Consider the following 18,185-nt stretch of genomic DNA (forward strand, 5'->3'; position numbering starts at 1 on the left):
CTGTGCCCGCCCGGAAAATCACCCTAAACTCCGAGATCATCCCCTCTCGGAGGACGCGTGCGATTCCGCCCCTTGTTCGTGAGCTCGATCGCGCTGGCCCTGCTGCCGCTCGCGGGCCCGGCGTACGCCGACGAACCGACGCCGGCCCCCACGCCCGGCGTCACCCAGGCACCACCTGTGCAGCAGCAGCCTGAGCCGTTACCGGAGCAGGCGCCGCCGGCTCAGGAGACGCCGGCGCCGGAGACCTCTCAGGCGCCTCAGGAGCCCAAGGCTCCCGAGGAGAAGATCGAGGAGGGGTTAGGCGTCGACGGCGGCACCGAGCGGGCCATCGTCGAGCTGACCGACGCGGGCGCGCACGCCACCGTCGCGACGCTGGCGGCGTCCGAGAGCGTGGACGTGGTGCTGCAGCCGCAGAACCAGTCGTACATGGTCGTGGAGGGCACCGCCGAGGAGCTGGCCAAGCTGGCCGAGGACCCGCGCGTCTCGTCCATCCACCGCGACCGCCTCTACAGCCCGGCCGAGGTCGCGCCGAACCTGTCGCTGATCGGCGCCGACCAGGTGCACCAGAGCGGCAGGATCGGCTCCGGCCAGGCCGTGGTGATCATCGACACCGGCATCGACGTGGACCACCCGTGGTTCCAGGGCCGGATCCTCGCCCAGGCGTGCTTCTCGGCCACCGAGGACGCGGGCGTGCGATCGCTGTGCCCGAACGGCCAGAATCAGCAGCTCGACGGCGACGCGGCCGCCGCGACCACGCCGGCCTGCCTGTCGGGCTCGGTGAACATGTGCGACCACGGCTCGCACGTCGCGGGCATCGCGGCCGGCACCGGCGGTGTCGCGCCCGGCGCGGGCATCGTGGCGGTGCAGGTGTTCAGCCGGATCGACGACGAGGACCTGTGCGGCGAGCCGGCGTGCCTGCTTGCGTACGAGTCGTCGCTGCGCCAGGCCCTCGACTACGTGGCGAACCTGACCCTCGACCGGCCCATCGCCGCGGTCAACCTGAGCCTGGGCGGCTGGCTGTACGACACGAACTGCGACACCGTCGAGGAGGGCGCGGTCTTCAAGGAGAAGATCGACGCCCTGCTGGCCAAGAACATCGCGACCGTGGTGGCGGCGGGCAACGAGTACTACGCGGGCGTGGCGCATCCGGCCTGCGTCTCCACGGCCGTGGCGGTCGGCGCGAACGACAACGACGACCACATCGCCGACTTCTCCAACCGGGGGCCGCTGCTCGACCTGTTCGCGCCGGGCGTGGACGTGGTCTCGGCGGTGCCCGACGACGCGACGATCGCCTACAGCGGCACCTCGATGTCCACCCCGCACGTGACGGGCGCGCTGGCGCTGATGCGCGAGGCGTACCCCGACCGGCCGATGACCGAGCTGATCGAGGCGCTGAAGAGCAGCGGCCGTCCGTACACCTACGAGGTGGACGGCGCGCAGGTCACCACGCCGCGTCTCGACCTGGCCGCGGCCCTGACGGGCGCCTCCCCGCAGCCGCCGATCTCGCAGAGCCCGGCGCCCGAGCCGCCGCCCGGCCCGCTGGAGCCGAACCCGACCGACGGCAGCGGCCCCACGCCGGAGCCCGATCAGCCGTCGGACCCGGACCCGCAGCCTTCCACGCCGCCCAGCCCCGTGCCGCTGCCCACGGTGACGGTCACGGTGACCGTGACGGCCACGGCGTCGCCGAGCCCGACGGCGGCGAAGGCGGCGGCCGTGTGCACGCGGGGCACCGCGGCCAAGAAGCTAGACGCCAAGGAGTGGGCCGTCGAGGTGCACCGCAGCAGCGGCAAGCTGACCGACGCGACCCTCACCTGCTACCTGAAGCTGATCTCCAAGTCGAGCAAGGTGTTCTCCGAGCTGACGAAGGCGTCGTCGCTGGGCAAGGCGTACCGGGTGCTGAAGGCCAAGAGCGGAAGCAGCAAGGCGAAGCTGGACAGCGCGCTGCTCACGGCCTGGCTCAACTGGGCGCACGGCACGAACGGCACCAAGGCGCTGACGGCGGCGGAGAAGGTGCGGATGAAGAGCAAGCCCTCCGCCAAGGCCCTGAAGAAAGCCACGCAGAGCATCCTGAAAACCGTCAAATAGCTAAATGTAGGAAGAAGGCCGGGCGAAGAGCACCGGCCTTCTGCTCTTCGCCCGAATCGCCGTAAAGAAGCCACCATCGTTTCTCTGCATCACATACGCCCCTGACATCACGCTTGTCACAGGCGGGGAGGTAGCGGCTGTAACCAGCCGGGAGCCGGAAGCGCTTCACGGCTCCAGCCTCCGGGAGGAACAAGTGAGGCTACGGTCTCTGCTGGCCGGCGCGACGACGCTGGTCGTGACATCAGCCGTGCTCTACGCGGCGCCCACGCTCCACGCCAATGCCGCCGACGCGGGCGATCCGATCATCAGCCCCGCGCTGGCCTCCGAGGTGCAGGCCAAGAGCCGGGTCCGCTCGATCATCCAGCTCAAACCAGGCCAGAGCGTCCAGGCGGTCGCCGCCGACCTGGAGCAGGCCTCCAATGGCAGCCGTGTCGTCGAGGCGACCGGCTCGGCGAACTTCTTCGTCGCCGAGGTCGACCGGCGCACGCTCGACAAGCTCAAGAAGGACGACCGCATCCACTCGGTCTACAAGGACGAGCTGAGCATGCCCTTTCTCGACGTCAGCACCGCGCTGATCCGCTCGGACCGGGCGAACCAGGCGGGCTGGAACGGCACCGGCACCACCATCGCCGTACTCGACACCGGCATCGACCGGGACCACCCGTTCTTCGCCGGGCGCATCGTGGACGAGGCCTGTTTCTCCTCCGCCAGCGCCACCGACGGCACGGTCTCCCTCTGCCCCAACAACCAGCCCAGCCAGACCGGGCCGGGCGCGGCCGACGCCGAGACCGCGCAGTGCCTGGTCAACGGGCAGAACGCCTGCTCGCACGGCACCCACGTGGCCGGCATCGCGGCGGGCAGGATGACCGCCGGCGCGCCCGCCAGCGGCGTCGCCCCCGAGGCGCGGCTGCTGCCCATCCAGGTGTTCAGCCGGGTGGACAACGCCCTGACCTGCATGCTGCGGGGCACCACCGCGCCCTGCTTCCTCAGCTACACCTCCGACCAGAAGCTGGCGCTCGAGTACGTGTCGCGGGTGGCCACGACGCACAACGTCGCCGCGGTGAACATGAGCCTCGGCGGCAGCACCGCGTACTCGGAGGCGTGCGACACCGACCCGGACGCCGCGGCCGTCAAGCCGGAGTTCGACCTGCTGGTGAGCCTGGGCGTGGCACCCGTGGTCGCGGCGGGCAACAGCGGGGCCGCCAATGGGGTCGCCTCGCCGGCCTGCATCTCCACCGCCGTCGCCGTCGGGGCCACCGACGACAGCGACCGGCTGGCCACGTTCACCAACAGGGGGCCGCTGCTCGACCTGCTGGCACCGGGCGTGACCATCAACTCGTCCGTGCCGGACGACACGTACGGGAACAAGAGCGGCACCTCGATGGCAGCGCCGCACGTCGCGGGGGCGTTCGCGATCATGCGGCAGGCCAACCCGGAGTTCACGGTCACGCAGAACCTGCAGCGGCTGCGGGACACCGGGAGGGCGATCCAGTTCGACGCGGCGGGCACGCCGGTGGTCACCTCCAGAATCGATCTGGAACGCGCCACCACCGCCACGCAGGCCAGCAGGGATCCCCGGATTTGAGCGGGTGCAACGGGCCGGACCCTCGTGGTCCGGCCCGCTCGCATGCCTACGGCGCGCTGTCGGACAGAACAAGAAGCGGTAACGGAACTCTTGCGCCTCTCTGACATCTGTTGTCGGATTAATACACTTCGGTGGACAAATTTCCCTTGAGACCCCGGAGGAACGGTTTGCGTCTCCCGTCTCTGTTCGCCGGAGCCATCGCGTTAGCAGCCGCATCGGCGGCCCTGGTGGCCACCCCCGCCCACGCCGACCCAGAATCCAAAATCGACCCCGCGCTGACGGCCGCAGGCGAGCACCGCGCCATCGTGCACGTCCGGCAGCCCGCCAAGGTGCAAGCCGTCAGGTCCAGCGCCGAGCAGGTCAAGCGCGACCGGCGCAACGTCGAGGCGCAGCCGCCCGCAGAGCTCGCCGGCAAGCTCGACTTCTTCGTCTACCGCGGCACCCGCGCAGAGCTGGAGAAGATCGCCGAGCAGTCCGACGTGGTCTCCATCCGCAAGGACAAGCTGAACAAGCCCAGCCTGATCGAGAGCGTCCCGCTCATCGGGGCCGACAGGGCGCACAACGCCCGCATCACCGGTGACGGCAGCGCCGTCGCCATTCTCGACACCGGCATCGACGACGACCACCCCGCCTTCGGCGACCGCATCGTCGCCCAGGCGTGCTTCTCCGCCGCCGACCCCGCCGACGGCTCCAGCCCGCTCTGCCCCAGCGGCAGCCAGTTCCAGCTCGGTGACGGCGCCGCCAACGCCGAGACCGAGGCGTGCATGAACGGCGCGCCGCAGCCGCAGTACGGCCTGTGCTACCACGGCACGCACGTCGCCGGCATCGCCGCCGGACAGCGGACCGCCGACTTCCCCGCCGACGGCGTGGCCCCCAAGGCCAAGATCATCGCGGTGCAGGTGTTCAGCCGCTTCGACGACTCGCCGTACTGCAACGGGCAGCCGGTCTGCATCCTCGCCTACGACTCCTCCATCCTGACCGGCATGGCCTACGCCGAGCTGCTGGCCCACGAGTACCGCATCGCCTCCGTCAACCTCAGCCTCGGCGGCGGCGCGTACACCTCCAACTGCGACGAGGGCGACGGCGCGGACTTCAAGGCCGAGGCGGACAAGCTCCTCGCCAAGGGCGTGCCCACCGTGGTCGCGGCCGGCAACGAGGGCAACCAGGCGGGCGTCTCCTGGCCTGCCTGCGTCTCCTCCGTCGTGACCGTCGGCGCCACCGACAAGCAGGACGCGGTCGCCTCCTTCTCCAACCGCGGCACGCTGCTCGACGTGTTCGCGCCGGGCGCGAGCATCACGGGCGCCATCGCGGGCAACGCGTACGCGACCCTCAGCGGCACCTCCATGGCCGCCCCGCACGTGGCCGGCGCCTTTGCCCTCCTGCGCCAGAAGGACACGTGGTCGTCGGCCGACACGCTGCTCAACGCGCTCAAGAGCACCGGCAAGCCGATCACGTACGACAGCGGCGGCGCGCAGGTGACCACGCCTCGGATCAACGTCTGGGCGGCGCTGCGCTGACCCCGCCTGATCCCTTGAAGTAGCGAGTCATCGGCCGGGCCCGGCACCACGGGCCCGGCCGATGCGCGTTTGCGGCCCATCGATGGCGCCGGCGCGTTCAGCGTCGTGCTCTCCGTCTTCACGCTGGGCGCGACCTTCCGCTCTCTCGCGCGGGCCAGGATGCGCGAGCTGGAGGAGGGGCGCGCGGCGGGCAAGGTCGTCATCACCTCTCTGAATGACCGACCTTTCGCTGAGAGCGGATGCGAGGCCGCTGACCTGCCGTCACGCGCGTCCGGGAACCCCTGTTCCGGCAAAGGCGTGCTTTTCGAATTGTGTCGCTTAGGGTGGCTTCTATGGACGCAGGCAAGGCGATCTTCGATACCGTCGGCAAGCTTCGCCAGCGGCGCACCGCCCCGCTGGTGCTGGAGCTCGATCTGACCGAGGGCCTCACCGAGGGCCCGCCGGCCGACCCGCTCGCCGCGGTGCTGTCCATGCGCAAGCCGCGCCTGGCCGACGTCCTGTCCGGGCTCAAGCGGGCCCGCCAGGACCCACGGGTCAAGGCACTGGTCGTGAAGATCGGCGGCAACCCGCTGGGGTTCGCCATGGTCCAGGAGCTGCGCCAGGCGGTGATCCGGTTCCGGGCGGCGGGCAAGCTGACCGTCGCGTACGCCGAGACGTTCGGCGAGTTCAGCGGCGGCACCATCCCCTACTACCTCGCCACCGCCTTCGAGCGCCTCTACCTCCAGCCGAGCGGCGACGTCGGGCTGACCGGCCTCGCCATGGAGCAGCGCTTCGTGAAGGGCGCGCTGACCAAGCTCGGCGTCGGTTACGAGGTGGGCCAGCGCCACGAGTACAAGACGGCGATGAACACCTTCACCGAGGACCGCATGACGGACGCGCACCGCGAGTCCGCGGCCCGCCTGCTGGAGTCGCTGACCGAGACGGTCGTGGCGGGCATCGCCGACGGCCGCAGGCTCGACCCGGAGAAGGTGCGCGAGCTGATCGACCAGGGGCCGTTCATCGCCTCGGAGGCGCAGGAGGCGGGGCTGGTCGACGAGCTGGCCTACCGCGACGAGGTCTACGACGAGCTGAAGCGCGCCGCGGGCGAGGACGCGCACCTGCTGTACCTGGCCCGCTACGCCAAGGCCGCCAACGTGCGCAAGCTGCCGCAGCCCATGGCCGACGGCATCGCGCTCGTCCACGGCAGCGGCCTGATCAAGACCGGGCGCAGCGGCCGCAGCCCGCTCGGCGGCGGCGGCGCGATGGGCTCCGACACGATCTCCGCCTCGCTGCGCGCCGCCCGCCGTGACGAGCACATCAAGGCCGTGGTGTTCCGGGTGGACAGCCCCGGCGGCTCGTACGTCGCCAGCGACACGATCTGGCGCGAGGTGGCGCTGACCAGCAAGGTCAAGCCGGTGATCGTCTCGATGGGCGACTTCGCGGCCTCCGGCGGCTACTTCGTGTCGATGGCGGCCGACGTGATCATGGCACAGCCGGGCACGCTGACGGGCTCGATCGGCGTCTACGGCGGCAAGCCGGTGCTGTCGGAGCTGATGGAGAAGGCCGGGGTCAACTCCGAGCTGCTCGCCGAGGGCGCCAACGCCGGCATGTTCTCCCTCACCAGGGGTTTCTCGCCCGAGCAGTGGGAGCGGGTGAACGCCTGGCTCGACCGCATCTACGACGACTTCGTGAACAAGGTCGCCAAGAGCCGCGACCTCAGCCGCGAGCGTACGCACGAGCTGGCCAAGGGCCGGGTCTGGACGGGCGCCGACGCGCACGCCAACGGGCTGGTGGACGAGCTCGGCGGGCTTGAGGACGCGCTGGCGCTGGCCAGGAAGCGGGTGGGGCTGGCCGAGGACGCGCCCGTACGCACCTATCCCCGGCTCAACCCGCTCGAACGGCTGCGCGGCCCCGAGTCCAGCGAGGACAAGGCGGCGGCGCTGGCCAGGATCCGGCTCGACGCGTGGGGTCCGCTGGCGCGGCTGTCGGCGGAGCTGGGCCTGCCCGCGGGCGGCCCGCTGCTGCTGCCGTCCTGGTATCGCATCCGCTGACCTCGCGGCGGACCGGACAGCGGGGCGCGGCGCGGAGGCGGTACGTCGCCTCACGAACGGCGGCGGGCCCGCGCGCTGAGGCCGGGGCTCAGGTGGCGATGGTGCGGTAGCGGCTGCGCAGCCGGACCAGCGGCTGCCGGCGCGCGTCGACGTAATCGACGGCGAGCACGGCCGCGATGAAGATCGTGTGGTCGCCGGCCACGACGACCTTGGTGGTCTCGGCCTCGATGGCGGCCACCCCGCCCTCGATCACCAGCGCCTCCGTGTGCGGCCCCCGGTGGTGCGGGGTGCCGGCGACGAGCAGGCGGGCGCTCGGCCGTCCCGCGGCGGCGAAGCGGCTGGCGACGGCCGTCTGATCGGACGACAGCAGGGAGGCGGCCCAGCGGCCCTGCCGGAGCAGCACCTCGTTGAGGTAGCCCTTGCCGGCCAGGCTCACCAGCACCAGCGGCGGCTCCAGCGAGACGGACATCAGCGTCGAGACGGTGGTGCCGATGTCGTCGCGCCCCTCGCGGGCGGTCACCACCGCCACGCCGGCCGCGAGCTGGGCCATCGCCTCGGTGAACAGCTCGGTCACCGCGACGGGCTCCACAGGTCGAACGCGTTTCCCCGGCCGGAAGGGCTCCGGTGGCCGTAAGGGCGGCACGCCACGGCCGGGCCTCCGCACGGGCGGAGGCCCTCGGCGCGGATGGCGGCGCTCAGACGAGGCCGTTGCTGGTCAGCCATTCCTTGGCAACAGTAGCGGGCTCGTCCTTGTTGACGGAGATCTTCTGCATCATCTGCAGCAGCGCGTCGGTGGTGAGCTTGGCCGAGATGCCGTTGAGCGTGGTCCTGATGGTGTCGTCGGCGGACGCCTTGTGCAGCAGCGGGATCACGTTCTGGGCGGCGAAGACGTTCTTGGTGTCCTCGAGCGCTACCAGATTGTTGGTCGTCATCTTGGGGTCGGTGGTGAAGACGTTGCCGACCTGGATCGAGCCGTCCTTGAGCGCGTCGGCCGTGGTGGGGCCCGTGGGCTTCCACTCCTTGAACTCCAGCCCGTAGACCTCCTTGAAGCGGGTCTCCCAGCGCTTTTTGAACTCGGGCGGAGCCCCCAGCACCATGTCCTTCGAGACCTTGGCGAGGTCCTCGATGGTCTTGAGACCCTGCTTGTCCTGGGTCTCCTTGGTGACCGACAGGCTGTCCTTGTCCTCGGCGGGCGAGGAGTCGAGCACCTCCAGCTCGGGCGGCAGCTTCTGCTTGAGCGCCGCGTCCACCTCCTCGGTGGTCACCGAGGTGTCCTTGACGTCGATGTAGGCGAGCAGGTTGCCGTTGTACTCGGGGACGATCGTCAGGCCGCCGCTCTTGACCTGGTCGAAGACGACTTCACGGCTGCCGATGCGGGGCTTCTCCTCCACCTGCACGCCCTTGGCCTCCAGAGCCTGGGCGTAGATGGAGGCGAGCAGCACGCTCTCGTCGAAGTCGAAGGAGCCGATGATCGCCTTGCCTCCCGCACCGGAAGCCGAGCCGGAGGGTGCCGCGCTCGTCGTCTCGAGCGGGTTGCTCCCGGTGGATCCACCCCCACCGCAGGCGGCCAGTGCGAGCATCGCCGACAGGAGGACCCCCGCGATGCCGTACGTGCGTCTCATGACTTTTCCCTTCTTAGCGGGAGGTTATACAGCAAAACCTAGCGAACCTTGAGGCGCCGGCTCACCCCCGGAGAGACCGCCACCCTCTGGGCGAGGGCGAACAGAGCCTGCACGACGAGCGCGAACAGCACAATCAGTACGGAACCACCGACGACGCTCGCGTAATCCTTGGTCGCGAAACCGTCGATGACGTAGCGGCCGAGCCCGCCGAGCCCCGTATAGGCGGCGACCGTGGTGGTGGCCACGACCTGGATGGCCGACAGGCGGCAGCCCAGCAGGATCAGCGGCAGCGCCACCGGCACCAGCACCCGTCCGAGCACCTGCCCGCCGCGCAGCCCCATCCCGTACGCGGCGTCGCGCAGCTCGGGATCGACGCCCCTGATCCCCTCGAAGGTGTTGACGAGGATCGGCGGCACCGACAGCAGCACCAGCGGGATGATCACCGGCCAGATCGAGCTGGTGCCGAGCAGCAGCACGAACATCACCAGCAGCCCCAGCGTGGGCAGCGCCCTGGCCAGGTTCGCCGAGACGACGACCAGCAGCGCACCCCGCCCGGTGTGACCGATGAGCAGGCCGAGCGGCACCGCGATCAGCGCCGCGAGCACCAGCGCAAGCGCCGAGAACTCCAGGTGTTCGAGCAGGCGGGCGGGGATGCCGCCGGTGCCCGACCAGTTGTCGGGGTTGCCGAAGAACTCGGCGAGCCAGCCGATGAACGAGGTCAGCCAGTTCACGGCGCCGCCCCCTTCCGCGCGCGCACCCACGGGGTCAGCAGCCGCTGCGCCAGGACGAGCAGACCGTCGGCGACCAGCGCGAGCGCCACGATGAGCACGATGCCGACGATCACCGGCGGCATGAACGGGTTCTGGTAGGCGCGGGTGAACAGCCCGCCGAGCCCGCCCTGCCCGATCAGCGCGCCCACGCTGACCAGGCTGATGCTGGAGACCGCGACCACCCGCAGCCCGGCCAGCACCACCGGGATGGCGATCGGCAGCTCGACCGCGAGCAGCCGGCGCAGCGGGGTGTAGCCCATGGCGATCGCCGACTGGCGTACGTGGTCGGGCACCGAGTCGAGCCCGTCGACCACGGCCGGGAGCAGCACCGCCGTGCCGTAGAAGGCCAGCGGGATGATCACCGTGGTCTGCGACAGGCCGGTCACCGAGATCAGCAGCATGAAGACCGGCAGCGACGGCAGCGCGTACACCACGTTCATCAGCCCTGACGTGGGCTGATAGAGCCAGCGCCAGCGCGCGCAGGCCAGGCCGAGCGGCACCGACACGATCAGCGCGAGCAGGATCGGCATGAACGACATCACGAGGTGGTCGGTCAGCAGGTTGCGGATGCTGTCGACCCGTCCGGTGTCCCAGTTACGCCCGATCCACTCCCATAGCGAGGGAGGGCCGTCACCCATCTGCGGCCTCCGCCAGCGCCTCGTCGAGGGCCTGCCGGCTGGCCACGCCCACGACCTTGCCGTCCTCGCCGAGCGCCACCGCGTTGCCGGACGGCGACAGCAGCGCGGCGTCGAGCGCGGCCCGCATGCTGTCGCGGCCGTGGCGGTAGGCGCCGTACGGCTCCAGCTTCCCGCCCGGCTCGCCGGTGCGCCAGCCCACCGGCCGGCCGTCGCCGGTCACGACCAGCACCCACGGCTCGGGGGAGGCGGCCGAGGACCCCTCAGGCACGGTCAGGTCCGTACGCAGCCGCAGCCCCTCCGTGGAGACGAACTGCAGCCGCCTGATGCCCCGGTCGCGCCCCAGGAACTCCTGCACGAAGTCGTCGGCGGGCTGGGCGAGCAGCGTCTTGGGGTCGGCGAGCTGGGCCAGCTTGCCGCCCACCCGCATCACCGCCACCCGGTCGCCGAGCTTGATGGCCTCGTCGATGTCGTGCGTGACGAACACGATCGTCTTGTTCAGCTCGCTCTGCAGCCGCAGCAGCTCGTCCTGCAGGCTCGTGCGGACGATCGGGTCGACGGCGCTGAACGGCTCGTCCATGAGCAGCACCGGCGGGTCGGCCGCCAGCGCCCTGGCCACGCCCACGCGCTGCTGCTGGCCGCCGGAGAGCTGGAACGGGTAGCGCTGGCCGAGCGCTGCGTCGAGCCCGACGCGTTCGAGCAGCTCCATGGCCCGCGACCGGGCCTTCTTGCGGTCCCAGCCGAGCAGGTAGGGGACGGTGGCGATGTTGTCGACGATCTTCCTGTGCGGGAAGAGACCGGCCTGCTGGATGACGTAGCCGATGCCGCGCCGCAGCGTCGGCGGGTCGATGCCCTGGACGGGGACGCCGTCGAGGAGGATGCGGCCCTCCGAGGCGTCGATCATCCGGTTGATCATCCGGAGTGAGGTGGTCTTTCCGCAGCCCGACGGGCCGACGAGTACGGTGATCTCGCCCGTGGGCGCCTCAAGGTCGAGATGATCGACGGCGACGGTGCCGTCTGGATAGCGCTTGGTGACAGATTCGAATGTGATCACGCGCGAACTCTCGCTTCGGGCTTTCGGTGGCAGCGCCGCAGCCCCCGTGCCACGACCGCCGCATGATCTCCTGAACCCACAGACTACGGCGATACTTCCCGATGTGTCCCCTCGGGATTTCCTTAAACGCTTCAGTTGACGCGTTACCGAATGCGGCCTTCTGGGGTGGAGATTCGCATGAATTCTTTATCTGGTAGTGCGCCGGACCACGCCAGTTGGCATGATTACCCTCACGAATCCTGACGCATCAGCTCACAACCTCCCGACGCGCACCACTCCCCCCCAGCGTTCGCATCCACAAGAGGACCGGCCCGTGTCTCAGCCGCTCACCGATCAGCGCCGGCGCGCAGAACTGATCGCAGAGCTATACGACCGCCACGCCGCCGGGCTGTTCGCGTACTGCGCCGACCAGCTCGGCGACCTCGGCGCGGCGTCCGACGTCCTGGCGGCCGTGCTCAACGGAGTCCCGGACACCGCGCCGCCGCGCGCCGCGCTGTACGCGTTCGCGCGCCGCGAGATCCACCGCAGGGACATCGTCTACTCGCCCCCTGCCGTCGATCCGTTCATCGACCCGGCCACGGCGCTCGTCGAGCGCTCCCTGCGCGAGCTGCGCCCGCACCAGCGCGAGGTGCTGGTGCTGTGCGCGGTGTGCGGGCTGAGCAAGGACGAGCTGGCCTGGGTGCTCGACGTCGCGCCCGACACCGCCGAGGAGCTGACGATCGCGGCGGGACAGCAGTTCCGCCAGGCGCTGAGCACGGCGCTGGCCTCGGCCGGAGGACGCCTGCCCACGCCGGTCGCCGACGTCTACGGCGCGCTGCGGGTCGCGCCGCTGCCCGACGTGCTCGGCCGCCTGCCGTGGCCGCAGCCGCCCGGTGCGCTGCGCATCCACTTCGCCGGCTCGCGCCCGGCCGCGCCCGGCCCGCTGTTCACCAAGCCGCGCTGGCCCAGCCCGCCGGTCTGGCCGCAGCCGCTGGCCGAGGCCGACCCGGCGACCAGCACCGTGATCTTCCCCGCCGAGCTGCTGACGCCGCCCGCCTCGTCGCGCAGGCCCGAGCACGACGCCACCACGGCCCCGATGCCCAAGCTGCGCGACCCGCTCAGGCCGCCGGGCGACATCCTCGACCCCGATCTGCCGCTGCGCGACCCGCTCGGCTCCACCCGGGCGTTCAGGGATCCGCGCACCGGGCTTCCGTTCGGCGAGCAGGGGTCGGCCCGCGATCCGCGCGACGTCGGCGACGTGCTGGCCTGGTCGGACAAGGCGGCCGGCAAAGCGGCCGGCAAGACGACGGACAGAGCGCCGGACAGAGCGGCCGGCCAGACGACGGGCAGAGGGACGGACAGGGCGGCGGACAGGGCGAGCAAGCCGGTCGAGCGGCCGTTCTACCTGGCCGAGCCGCCGCCCAGCGCGACCGACCCGTTCATGACCGGTGACGTGATCCTGCCGAAGGACGCGCCCGATCCGTACATGACGGGCGATGTGCTCGTGCACAACGGTCCGGCCCGGCCGGTCCCCCGGCCGAAGCGGTCCGACCGGCAGCGGCCGCCCATGGAGCCGCGGCCCACCCCCGAGGAGTTCCTCCGCCTGCCGGAGACGCCGCTCGGCGCGGTGCGGACGCCGGAGACGGTCCGCGAGCCGGCCGCACCGCTGTTCCGGCCGCACACCCGGCCTGCTGAGCAGCCGGGCAAGTCGGTGCGCCGCGGGTCCGGAAGGAAGGCCGCCGGGCGCGAGGGGCGCGGCAAGCCCGCGAAAGAGCCCGTCTACCGGCTCCCTGAGCGCCTGTCCGCGCCGGAGCCTGGACCGCAGGCCGGGTCGGAAGGCTCCCTGACCAGGGCGGAAGGCTCCCTGACCGGGACGGAAACCTCCCTGACCAGGGCGGAAGGCTCCCAGGCCACGAGTGGGGCGGAGCAGCGGGTGGTGCGGGAGACTCCGCGTGAGGCGGGGGCGCGGGCCGTCCGTGAGCTCGTGTTCGAGGCGGGCTGGCAGGAGACGTCGCCGATCGCGCCGCGCCCGGTCCGGGCGCGTCCCGTCCCCAAGCGCCGCCCCGAGGTGACCCGCCGCCCGCCGAAGCAGCGCCGCCGTAAGGACCGCCACTACGACTGGGTGTGGGAAGCGGCCGGGTTCCTGCTCTGCGTGGCGATCGCGATGATCGTCTTCTTCTCGATGCCGAGCGTCCTCGGCCCCTGACCTTCCCCGGAACCCTCGGGGAAGGTCTTCAGCCGGCGGTCAGGATCAGCCCGCTGGTCGGCACCCCGGTCCCGGCCGTCACCAGGACGTTGGAGACGTCCGGGATCTGGTTGGCCGCGGTTCCCCTGATCTGGCGGACGGCCTCGGCGATGCCGTTCATGCCGTGGATGTACGCCTCCCCGAGCTGCCCGCCGTGCGGGTTGACCGGCAGGCGGCCGTCCAGCTCGATGCCCTCGTCCCGGACGAAGCCCGGGGCCTCGCCGCGCCCGCAGAAGCCCAGCTCCTCGAGCTGGGTCAGCACGAACGGGGTGAAGTGGTCGTACAGGATGGCCGTCTGGATGTCGGCGGGCGACAGCCCCGACTTCTCCCAGAGCTGCCGGCCGACGACGGACATCTCCGGCAGGCCGGTCATGTCATCGCGGTAGTAGCTCGTCATCATCATCTGCCCGGCCCCGGCCCCCTGCGCGGCGGCGGCGATCAGCACGGGCGACCTGCGCAGGTCGCGGGCGCGCTCGGCCGAGGTGACGACCAGGGCCACCGCGCCGTCGCTCTCCTGGCAGCAGTCGAGCAGGTGCAGCGGCTCCACGATCCACCGGGACGCCTGGTGCTCCTCCAATGTGATCGGCCGGCCGTGGAACCAGGCGGCCGGGTTCGTGGCGGCGTGGCGGCGCATGGCCACCGCCACCCGGCCGAAGTCCTCGGAGGTGGCGCCGTACACGTGCATGTAGCGGCGGGCGAACATGGCGACCCAGGCGGCGGGCGTCATCAGCCCGTACGGGACGTGCCAGCTCATCTCCAGCCCCTGCGAGGTGGGCTGCCCGGTCAGGCCGGAGTTCGGCTGCCCGAAGCGGCGGCCCGAGCGCTCGTTGAACGCCCGGTAGCAGACCACCGTGCTCGCCATGCCGGTCGCCACCGCCATGGCCGCGTGCGCGACCGTGCCGCAGGCCGCGCCGCCGCCGTACTCGACGCGGGAGAAGAAGGTCAGCTCGCCGATGCCGGTCTCCCTGGCCACGGCGATCTCCTGGTTGGTGTCCTGGGTGAAGGTGACCAGGCCGTCCACGTCGGCGGGCGACAGACCCGCGTCGTCCAGCGCCGCGAGCACGGCCTCGGCGGCGAGGCGCAGCTCGGAGCGTCCTGACCGCTTGCTGAACTCGGTGGCGCCGATGCCCGCGATCGCGGCGTTCACCGCGCCTCCCCTGGCGCTCCCGGACCTGACGCTCCCGGACCTGACGCTCCCGGACCTGACGCTCCGGGACCTGACGCTCCCGGGCCTGACGCTCCCGGTGTGAGGCGGACGGTCGCGGTGGCGTGGTCGCCGAGGCTGACCCGGCCGCGCACGCGCACCGCCGGCTCGCCGTCCGCGCCCTGCACGACCGTGCCGGTGAAGGTGAGCCGGTCCCCCGCGTACGCGGGCACGCCGAGCCGCACGTCGATCGACCTGATCACCGCGCCGGGCCCGGCCCAGTCGGTGACGTACCGCTGCACCAGCCCCATCGTGGTGAGGATGTTGAGGAAGATGTCCTTCGAGCCCTGAGCGCGGGCCAGCTCCGGGTCATGGTGCACGGGCGTGAAGTCCCTGGTGGCCAGCGCCGTCGAGATCACCATGGTCGGCGTCAGCTCGATGGTCAGCTCGGGCAGCTCCGTGCCGATCATGCGGGCTCCCATCTCGGCAGGACGAGTTCGGCGTCCATCGCGTCGAACCGCACCCGTAACCGCATCCCGACCTCCACGTCACCGGGCGCGCAGCCGACGATGTCGCCCACGACCCGTACGCCTTCCGGCAGCTCGACCACCCCCACCACGAACGGCGTCTCGCGCCCCGGCACCGGCGGATGGTGATGCACGACGTAGCTGAACAGCACGCCCTCGCCGCTCGCCACCGTGTAGCCCCGGTTGGCCGAGCGGCAGCGCCGGCACAGCGGACCTGGCGGGTGGCGCAGCTCACCGCAGTCGGCGCACGCCTGGATGCGCAGCTCTTTCTGCTTGGCGCCGTCCCAGAAGAACGCGGTGTCGTCGCTGACGGCCGGCCGCAGTGGGTACGGCGCCCGCTCCTTCTCGGGCTCGGGGCGGAACTTGAGCACGCGGAACATCATCGTGGCGACCGGTTCGTCCTCGTCGGTGTACCAGGTGACGTTCCAGGTGGCGAAGTAGCCGACGCCCAGGGCGGTGCGCTTGGGCCCGGCCAGCCCCGCCAGCCGGGTGGCGGGGGTCAGCCGCTCCCCCACCCGCGCGTACCGGTGGTAGGTCTGCTCGCAGTTCGTCGCCACCACGCCCGTGTAGCCGCTGCGGTCGAGCGCGGCCAGCAGGTCGTCCACCGGTGAGCGCTCCTTGCCCGCGCCAGGGCCGCGCATCGTCCACACCTGGGCCATGGCGGGCGGTGCCAGGCCGCGTTCGAGGTAGACGGGGTTGGCGTCGCCCATGGCGGCCAGCCAGTGGCGGATCATGGGGACGTTGACGGGGTCGTCGGCGGGTGCGCCGCGCACCTCCCCCAGAGCCGTCTGCTTGGCGGCCAGCTCGTGCAGCTCCGCGTCGCTCAGGACGAGCCCTGCGCCGCTCATCGGGGCGCCGCTCATCGGGGCGGCCTCGGCAGGCTCAGGCCGAGCATGGCGATCAGCTCGCGCTGCACTTCGTTCACGCCGCCGCCGAACGTCAGCACCACCGCACCCTTGGCGGCGTTGTCGATGCGCTCGATCAGCTCGGCGGTCTCGGGGTCGGCGGGGTCGCCGTACCTCGCCAGGACGTCGCCGACGATCCTGCCCGCCTCCTGCATGCGCTCGGAGGCGTAGATCTTGGTGGCGGACGCGTCGGGCGCGCCCAGCCAGCCCAGGTCCATGTTGGCCGCGACCTGCCAGTTCAGCAGCTCGTTGGTACGGAACGCGGCCCACACGGCGGCCAGCGCCCGCCGCACGCCCGGCTCGGCGTCCAGCCCCGTACGCCGGGCCCAGGCGCGGAACCGGTCGTAGACCTGGCCGAGGTTGCCCGCCGGGCCGAGCGTGACGCGCTCGTGGTTGAGCTGGTTGACGATGAGATCCCAGCCGCGGTCCACCTCGCCCACGACCATGTCCACGGGGACGCGGACGTCGGAGTAGTAGGTGGCGTTGGTGTGGTGGCGGCCGTCCATGGTCACGATCGGCGTCCACGAGAAGCCGGGATCGGTCGTGTCGACGATCATCATCGTGATGCCCTTGTGCCGCTTGGCCTCAGCGTTGGTGCGGGCCGCGAGCCAGATGTACTGGGCGTAGTGCGCGCCGCTCGTGAAGATCTTCTGGCCGTTGACGACGTAGTGGTCGCCGTCCAGCACCGCCGTCGTGCGCAGCGCGGCCAGGTCGGTGCCCGCCTCCGGCTCGCTGTAGCCGATCGCGAAGTGGCACTCGCCGGCCAGGATGCGGGGCAGGAAGAAGTCCTTCTGCCGCTCGGTGCCGTACTGCATGAGCGTGGGGCCCACCGTCTGCACGGTGATGATCGGGTACGGCACTCCGGCGCGGGCGATCTCGTTGGCGAAGATCTGCTGCTCCAGGGGGCCGTAGCCGCCTCCGCCGTACTCCTTGGGCCAGCCGATGCCGAGCTTGCCGTCTCTGCCGAGGCGGCGGCAGTGCTCCATGTACGCCTCGCCGAACGGATCGTCGGCGATCTCGGCCCGGTCCTCGGCGGTCAGGCAGGAGCCGAAGTACTCGCGCAGCTCGTCGCGGAGCCTGCGCTGCTCGGGTGTCAGGTCGATGTACATCAGACGAGCGCTCCGATCAGGTCGAGCTGGGCGTCCGCGCCGCCGAGCAGATGGGACAGGTGCCCCGCCTGGGCGAAGTAGCGGTGCAGCGGGTAGGTGACGTCGAGGCCGAGCCCGCCGTGCAGGTGCTGGCAGGTGTAGAGCGCCCTGACAGACTCGCCCACGTGGTACGCCGCCAGCGCCAGGTCCTGCCCGGCCGGCAGCCCCTCCGACAGCCGCCAGGCCGCCGACCACATGGCCACGTCGAGCGCCCGGCCGGCGATGTAGACGTCGGCGATCTGCATCGTCACCGCCTGGAACTCGGCCAGCGCCCGCCCGAACTGCCTGCGCTGCTTGATGTGGCCGGTCGTCAGCTCGAGCGCGCCCGCGAGCACTCCGCTCGCCTGGGCGGCGACGGCCGCCGTGAACACGTGTACCGCGTCTTCGGCCGCCTCGGGGCCGGCGATCCGCTCGGCGGGGGCCGCGTCCAGCGTGATCGTGGCGGCCGGCTCGCCGGTCGAGGTGTGTTCGGGCGTGCCCGCCGGGCTCTCGGCCAGGAACAGCCCCTCGTCCGCCGTCACCAGCACCGCGGCGCCGTCCGGATACGGCACCTGCGTCTTGCGCCCGGTCACCGTCCAGCCGCCCTGGGCCCGCACGGCGGTGGTGCGGGGCGGGGCGTTCAGCGGCGCGCCCGGTTCGCGTACGGCGAGGGTGAGCCGGGCGCCCGGCGGCCGCTGCAGGTCTCGTGCGCCGTGGCGGGCCAGGATGAGCTGGGCGGCGAGCAGCGGCAGTGCGGGCAGCGCCGCCGCGCGGGCGCCGACCTCGCGCAGCACCACGGCCATCTCCACAGGGCCGAGCCCCGCACCGCCCGCCTCCTCCGGCACGCACACGCTGAGCAGGCCGGCCTGGGACAGCCGCTCCTCGTCCGCATCCTTCGCCAGCACCTCGGCGGCGAGCCGCTGCAGCTCCCGCTGGGTCTCGTCCAGGTTGAAATCCACG

15 protein-coding genes are annotated in these 18,185 nt (G+C 71.5%); 5 read left to right on the forward strand and 10 right to left on the reverse strand.

The genetic code is table 11. The features are described from left to right. Nucleotides 1-57: 57 nt before the first annotated feature. The 4 genes from AB0K67_RS15440 (at nt 58) to sppA (ending at nt 7,217) form a co-directional block, all read left to right on the forward strand. Entirely contained in the window at nt 58-2,085 is a 2,028-nt protein-coding gene (locus AB0K67_RS15440) for a S8 family serine peptidase (protein ID WP_364059193.1), read from the forward strand. Between the two features lie 193 nt (nt 2,086-2,278). After that, nucleotides 2,279-3,670: a S8 family serine peptidase gene (locus AB0K67_RS15445; RefSeq protein WP_364059195.1), complete on the forward strand. Its 1,392-nt coding sequence runs from the start codon at nt 2,279-2,281 to the stop codon at nt 3,668-3,670. A 167-nt stretch (nt 3,671-3,837) separates the two neighbouring features. After that, a complete protein-coding gene (locus AB0K67_RS15450) occupies nt 3,838-5,187 on the forward strand; it encodes a S8 family serine peptidase (protein ID WP_364059198.1) in 1,350 nt (449 codons plus the stop codon). 332 nt (nt 5,188-5,519) lie between these two features. Beyond that, nucleotides 5,520-7,217, forward strand: coding sequence for a signal peptide peptidase SppA (gene sppA / locus AB0K67_RS15455; protein ID WP_364059201.1), 1,698 nt, complete (start codon nt 5,520-5,522; stop codon nt 7,215-7,217). Between the two features lie 88 nt (nt 7,218-7,305). Here the strand turns inward: sppA and AB0K67_RS15460 are convergent, their stop codons facing one another. The 5 genes from AB0K67_RS15460 to AB0K67_RS15480 all read right to left on the reverse strand — a co-directional run bounded on the left by AB0K67_RS15460 (nt 7,306) and on the right by AB0K67_RS15480 (nt 11,298). After that, entirely contained in the window at nt 7,306-7,767 is a 462-nt protein-coding gene (locus tag AB0K67_RS15460; protein WP_364059581.1) for a flavin reductase family protein, read from the reverse strand. Between the two features lie 145 nt (nt 7,768-7,912). Continuing rightward, nucleotides 7,913-8,839, reverse strand: a complete 927-nt coding sequence (locus tag AB0K67_RS15465; protein ID WP_364059204.1) for an ABC transporter substrate-binding protein — start codon at nt 8,837-8,839, stop codon at nt 7,913-7,915. A 38-nt stretch (nt 8,840-8,877) separates the two neighbouring features. Next, the gene (locus AB0K67_RS15470) at nt 8,878-9,570 is read right to left on the reverse strand and encodes an ABC transporter permease (protein ID WP_364059207.1); all 693 of its coding nucleotides are present in this window, start codon (nt 9,568-9,570) and stop codon (nt 8,878-8,880) included. Continuing rightward, on the reverse strand, nt 9,567-10,247 hold the full coding sequence (locus AB0K67_RS15475) for an ABC transporter permease subunit (protein WP_364059210.1): 681 nt from the start codon (nt 10,245-10,247) through the stop codon (nt 9,567-9,569). Before AB0K67_RS15475 ends, AB0K67_RS15470 begins: the two co-directional genes overlap by 4 nt. Beyond that, on the reverse strand, nt 10,240-11,298 hold the full coding sequence (locus AB0K67_RS15480; RefSeq protein WP_364059213.1) for an ATP-binding cassette domain-containing protein: 1,059 nt from the start codon (nt 11,296-11,298) through the stop codon (nt 10,240-10,242). The genes AB0K67_RS15475 and AB0K67_RS15480 overlap by 8 nt, the downstream gene beginning before the upstream one ends. A gap of 313 nt (nt 11,299-11,611) precedes the next feature. Between AB0K67_RS15480 and AB0K67_RS15485 the strand changes: the two genes are divergently transcribed. Next, a complete protein-coding gene (locus AB0K67_RS15485; RefSeq protein ID WP_364059216.1) occupies nt 11,612-13,483 on the forward strand; it encodes a hypothetical protein in 1,872 nt (623 codons plus the stop codon). 28 nt (nt 13,484-13,511) lie between these two features. On the opposite strand, the gene AB0K67_RS15490 is transcribed toward AB0K67_RS15485, so the two are convergent. The 5 genes from AB0K67_RS15490 to AB0K67_RS15510 are packed head-to-tail and all read right to left on the reverse strand — an operon-like array spanning nt 13,512 to nt 18,184. Continuing rightward, nucleotides 13,512-14,669, reverse strand: a complete 1,158-nt coding sequence (locus AB0K67_RS15490; RefSeq protein WP_364059219.1) for a lipid-transfer protein — start codon at nt 14,667-14,669, stop codon at nt 13,512-13,514. Then, nucleotides 14,666-15,136, reverse strand: coding sequence for a MaoC family dehydratase (locus AB0K67_RS15495; protein ID WP_364059222.1), 471 nt, complete (start codon nt 15,134-15,136; stop codon nt 14,666-14,668). Before AB0K67_RS15495 ends, AB0K67_RS15490 begins: the two co-directional genes overlap by 4 nt. Continuing rightward, a complete protein-coding gene (locus tag AB0K67_RS15500) occupies nt 15,133-16,041 on the reverse strand; it encodes a bifunctional MaoC family dehydratase N-terminal/OB-fold nucleic acid binding domain-containing protein (protein WP_364059225.1) in 909 nt (302 codons plus the stop codon). Before AB0K67_RS15500 ends, AB0K67_RS15495 begins: the two co-directional genes overlap by 4 nt. Before the next feature lie 11 nt (nt 16,042-16,052). Further along, on the reverse strand, nt 16,053-17,207 hold the full coding sequence (locus tag AB0K67_RS15505; protein WP_364059228.1) for an acyl-CoA dehydrogenase family protein: 1,155 nt from the start codon (nt 17,205-17,207) through the stop codon (nt 16,053-16,055). Continuing rightward, a complete protein-coding gene (locus AB0K67_RS15510; RefSeq protein WP_364059231.1) occupies nt 17,207-18,184 on the reverse strand; it encodes an acyl-CoA dehydrogenase family protein in 978 nt (325 codons plus the stop codon). Before AB0K67_RS15510 ends, AB0K67_RS15505 begins: the two co-directional genes overlap by 1 nt. Nucleotide 18,185 lies beyond the last annotated feature (1 nt).

Origin of the sequence: Nonomuraea sp. NPDC052634 (assembly GCF_040678535.1) — a bacterium.
In the GTDB taxonomy this organism is placed as follows: Bacteria; Actinomycetota; Actinomycetes; order Streptosporangiales; family Streptosporangiaceae; genus Nonomuraea; species Nonomuraea fastidiosa.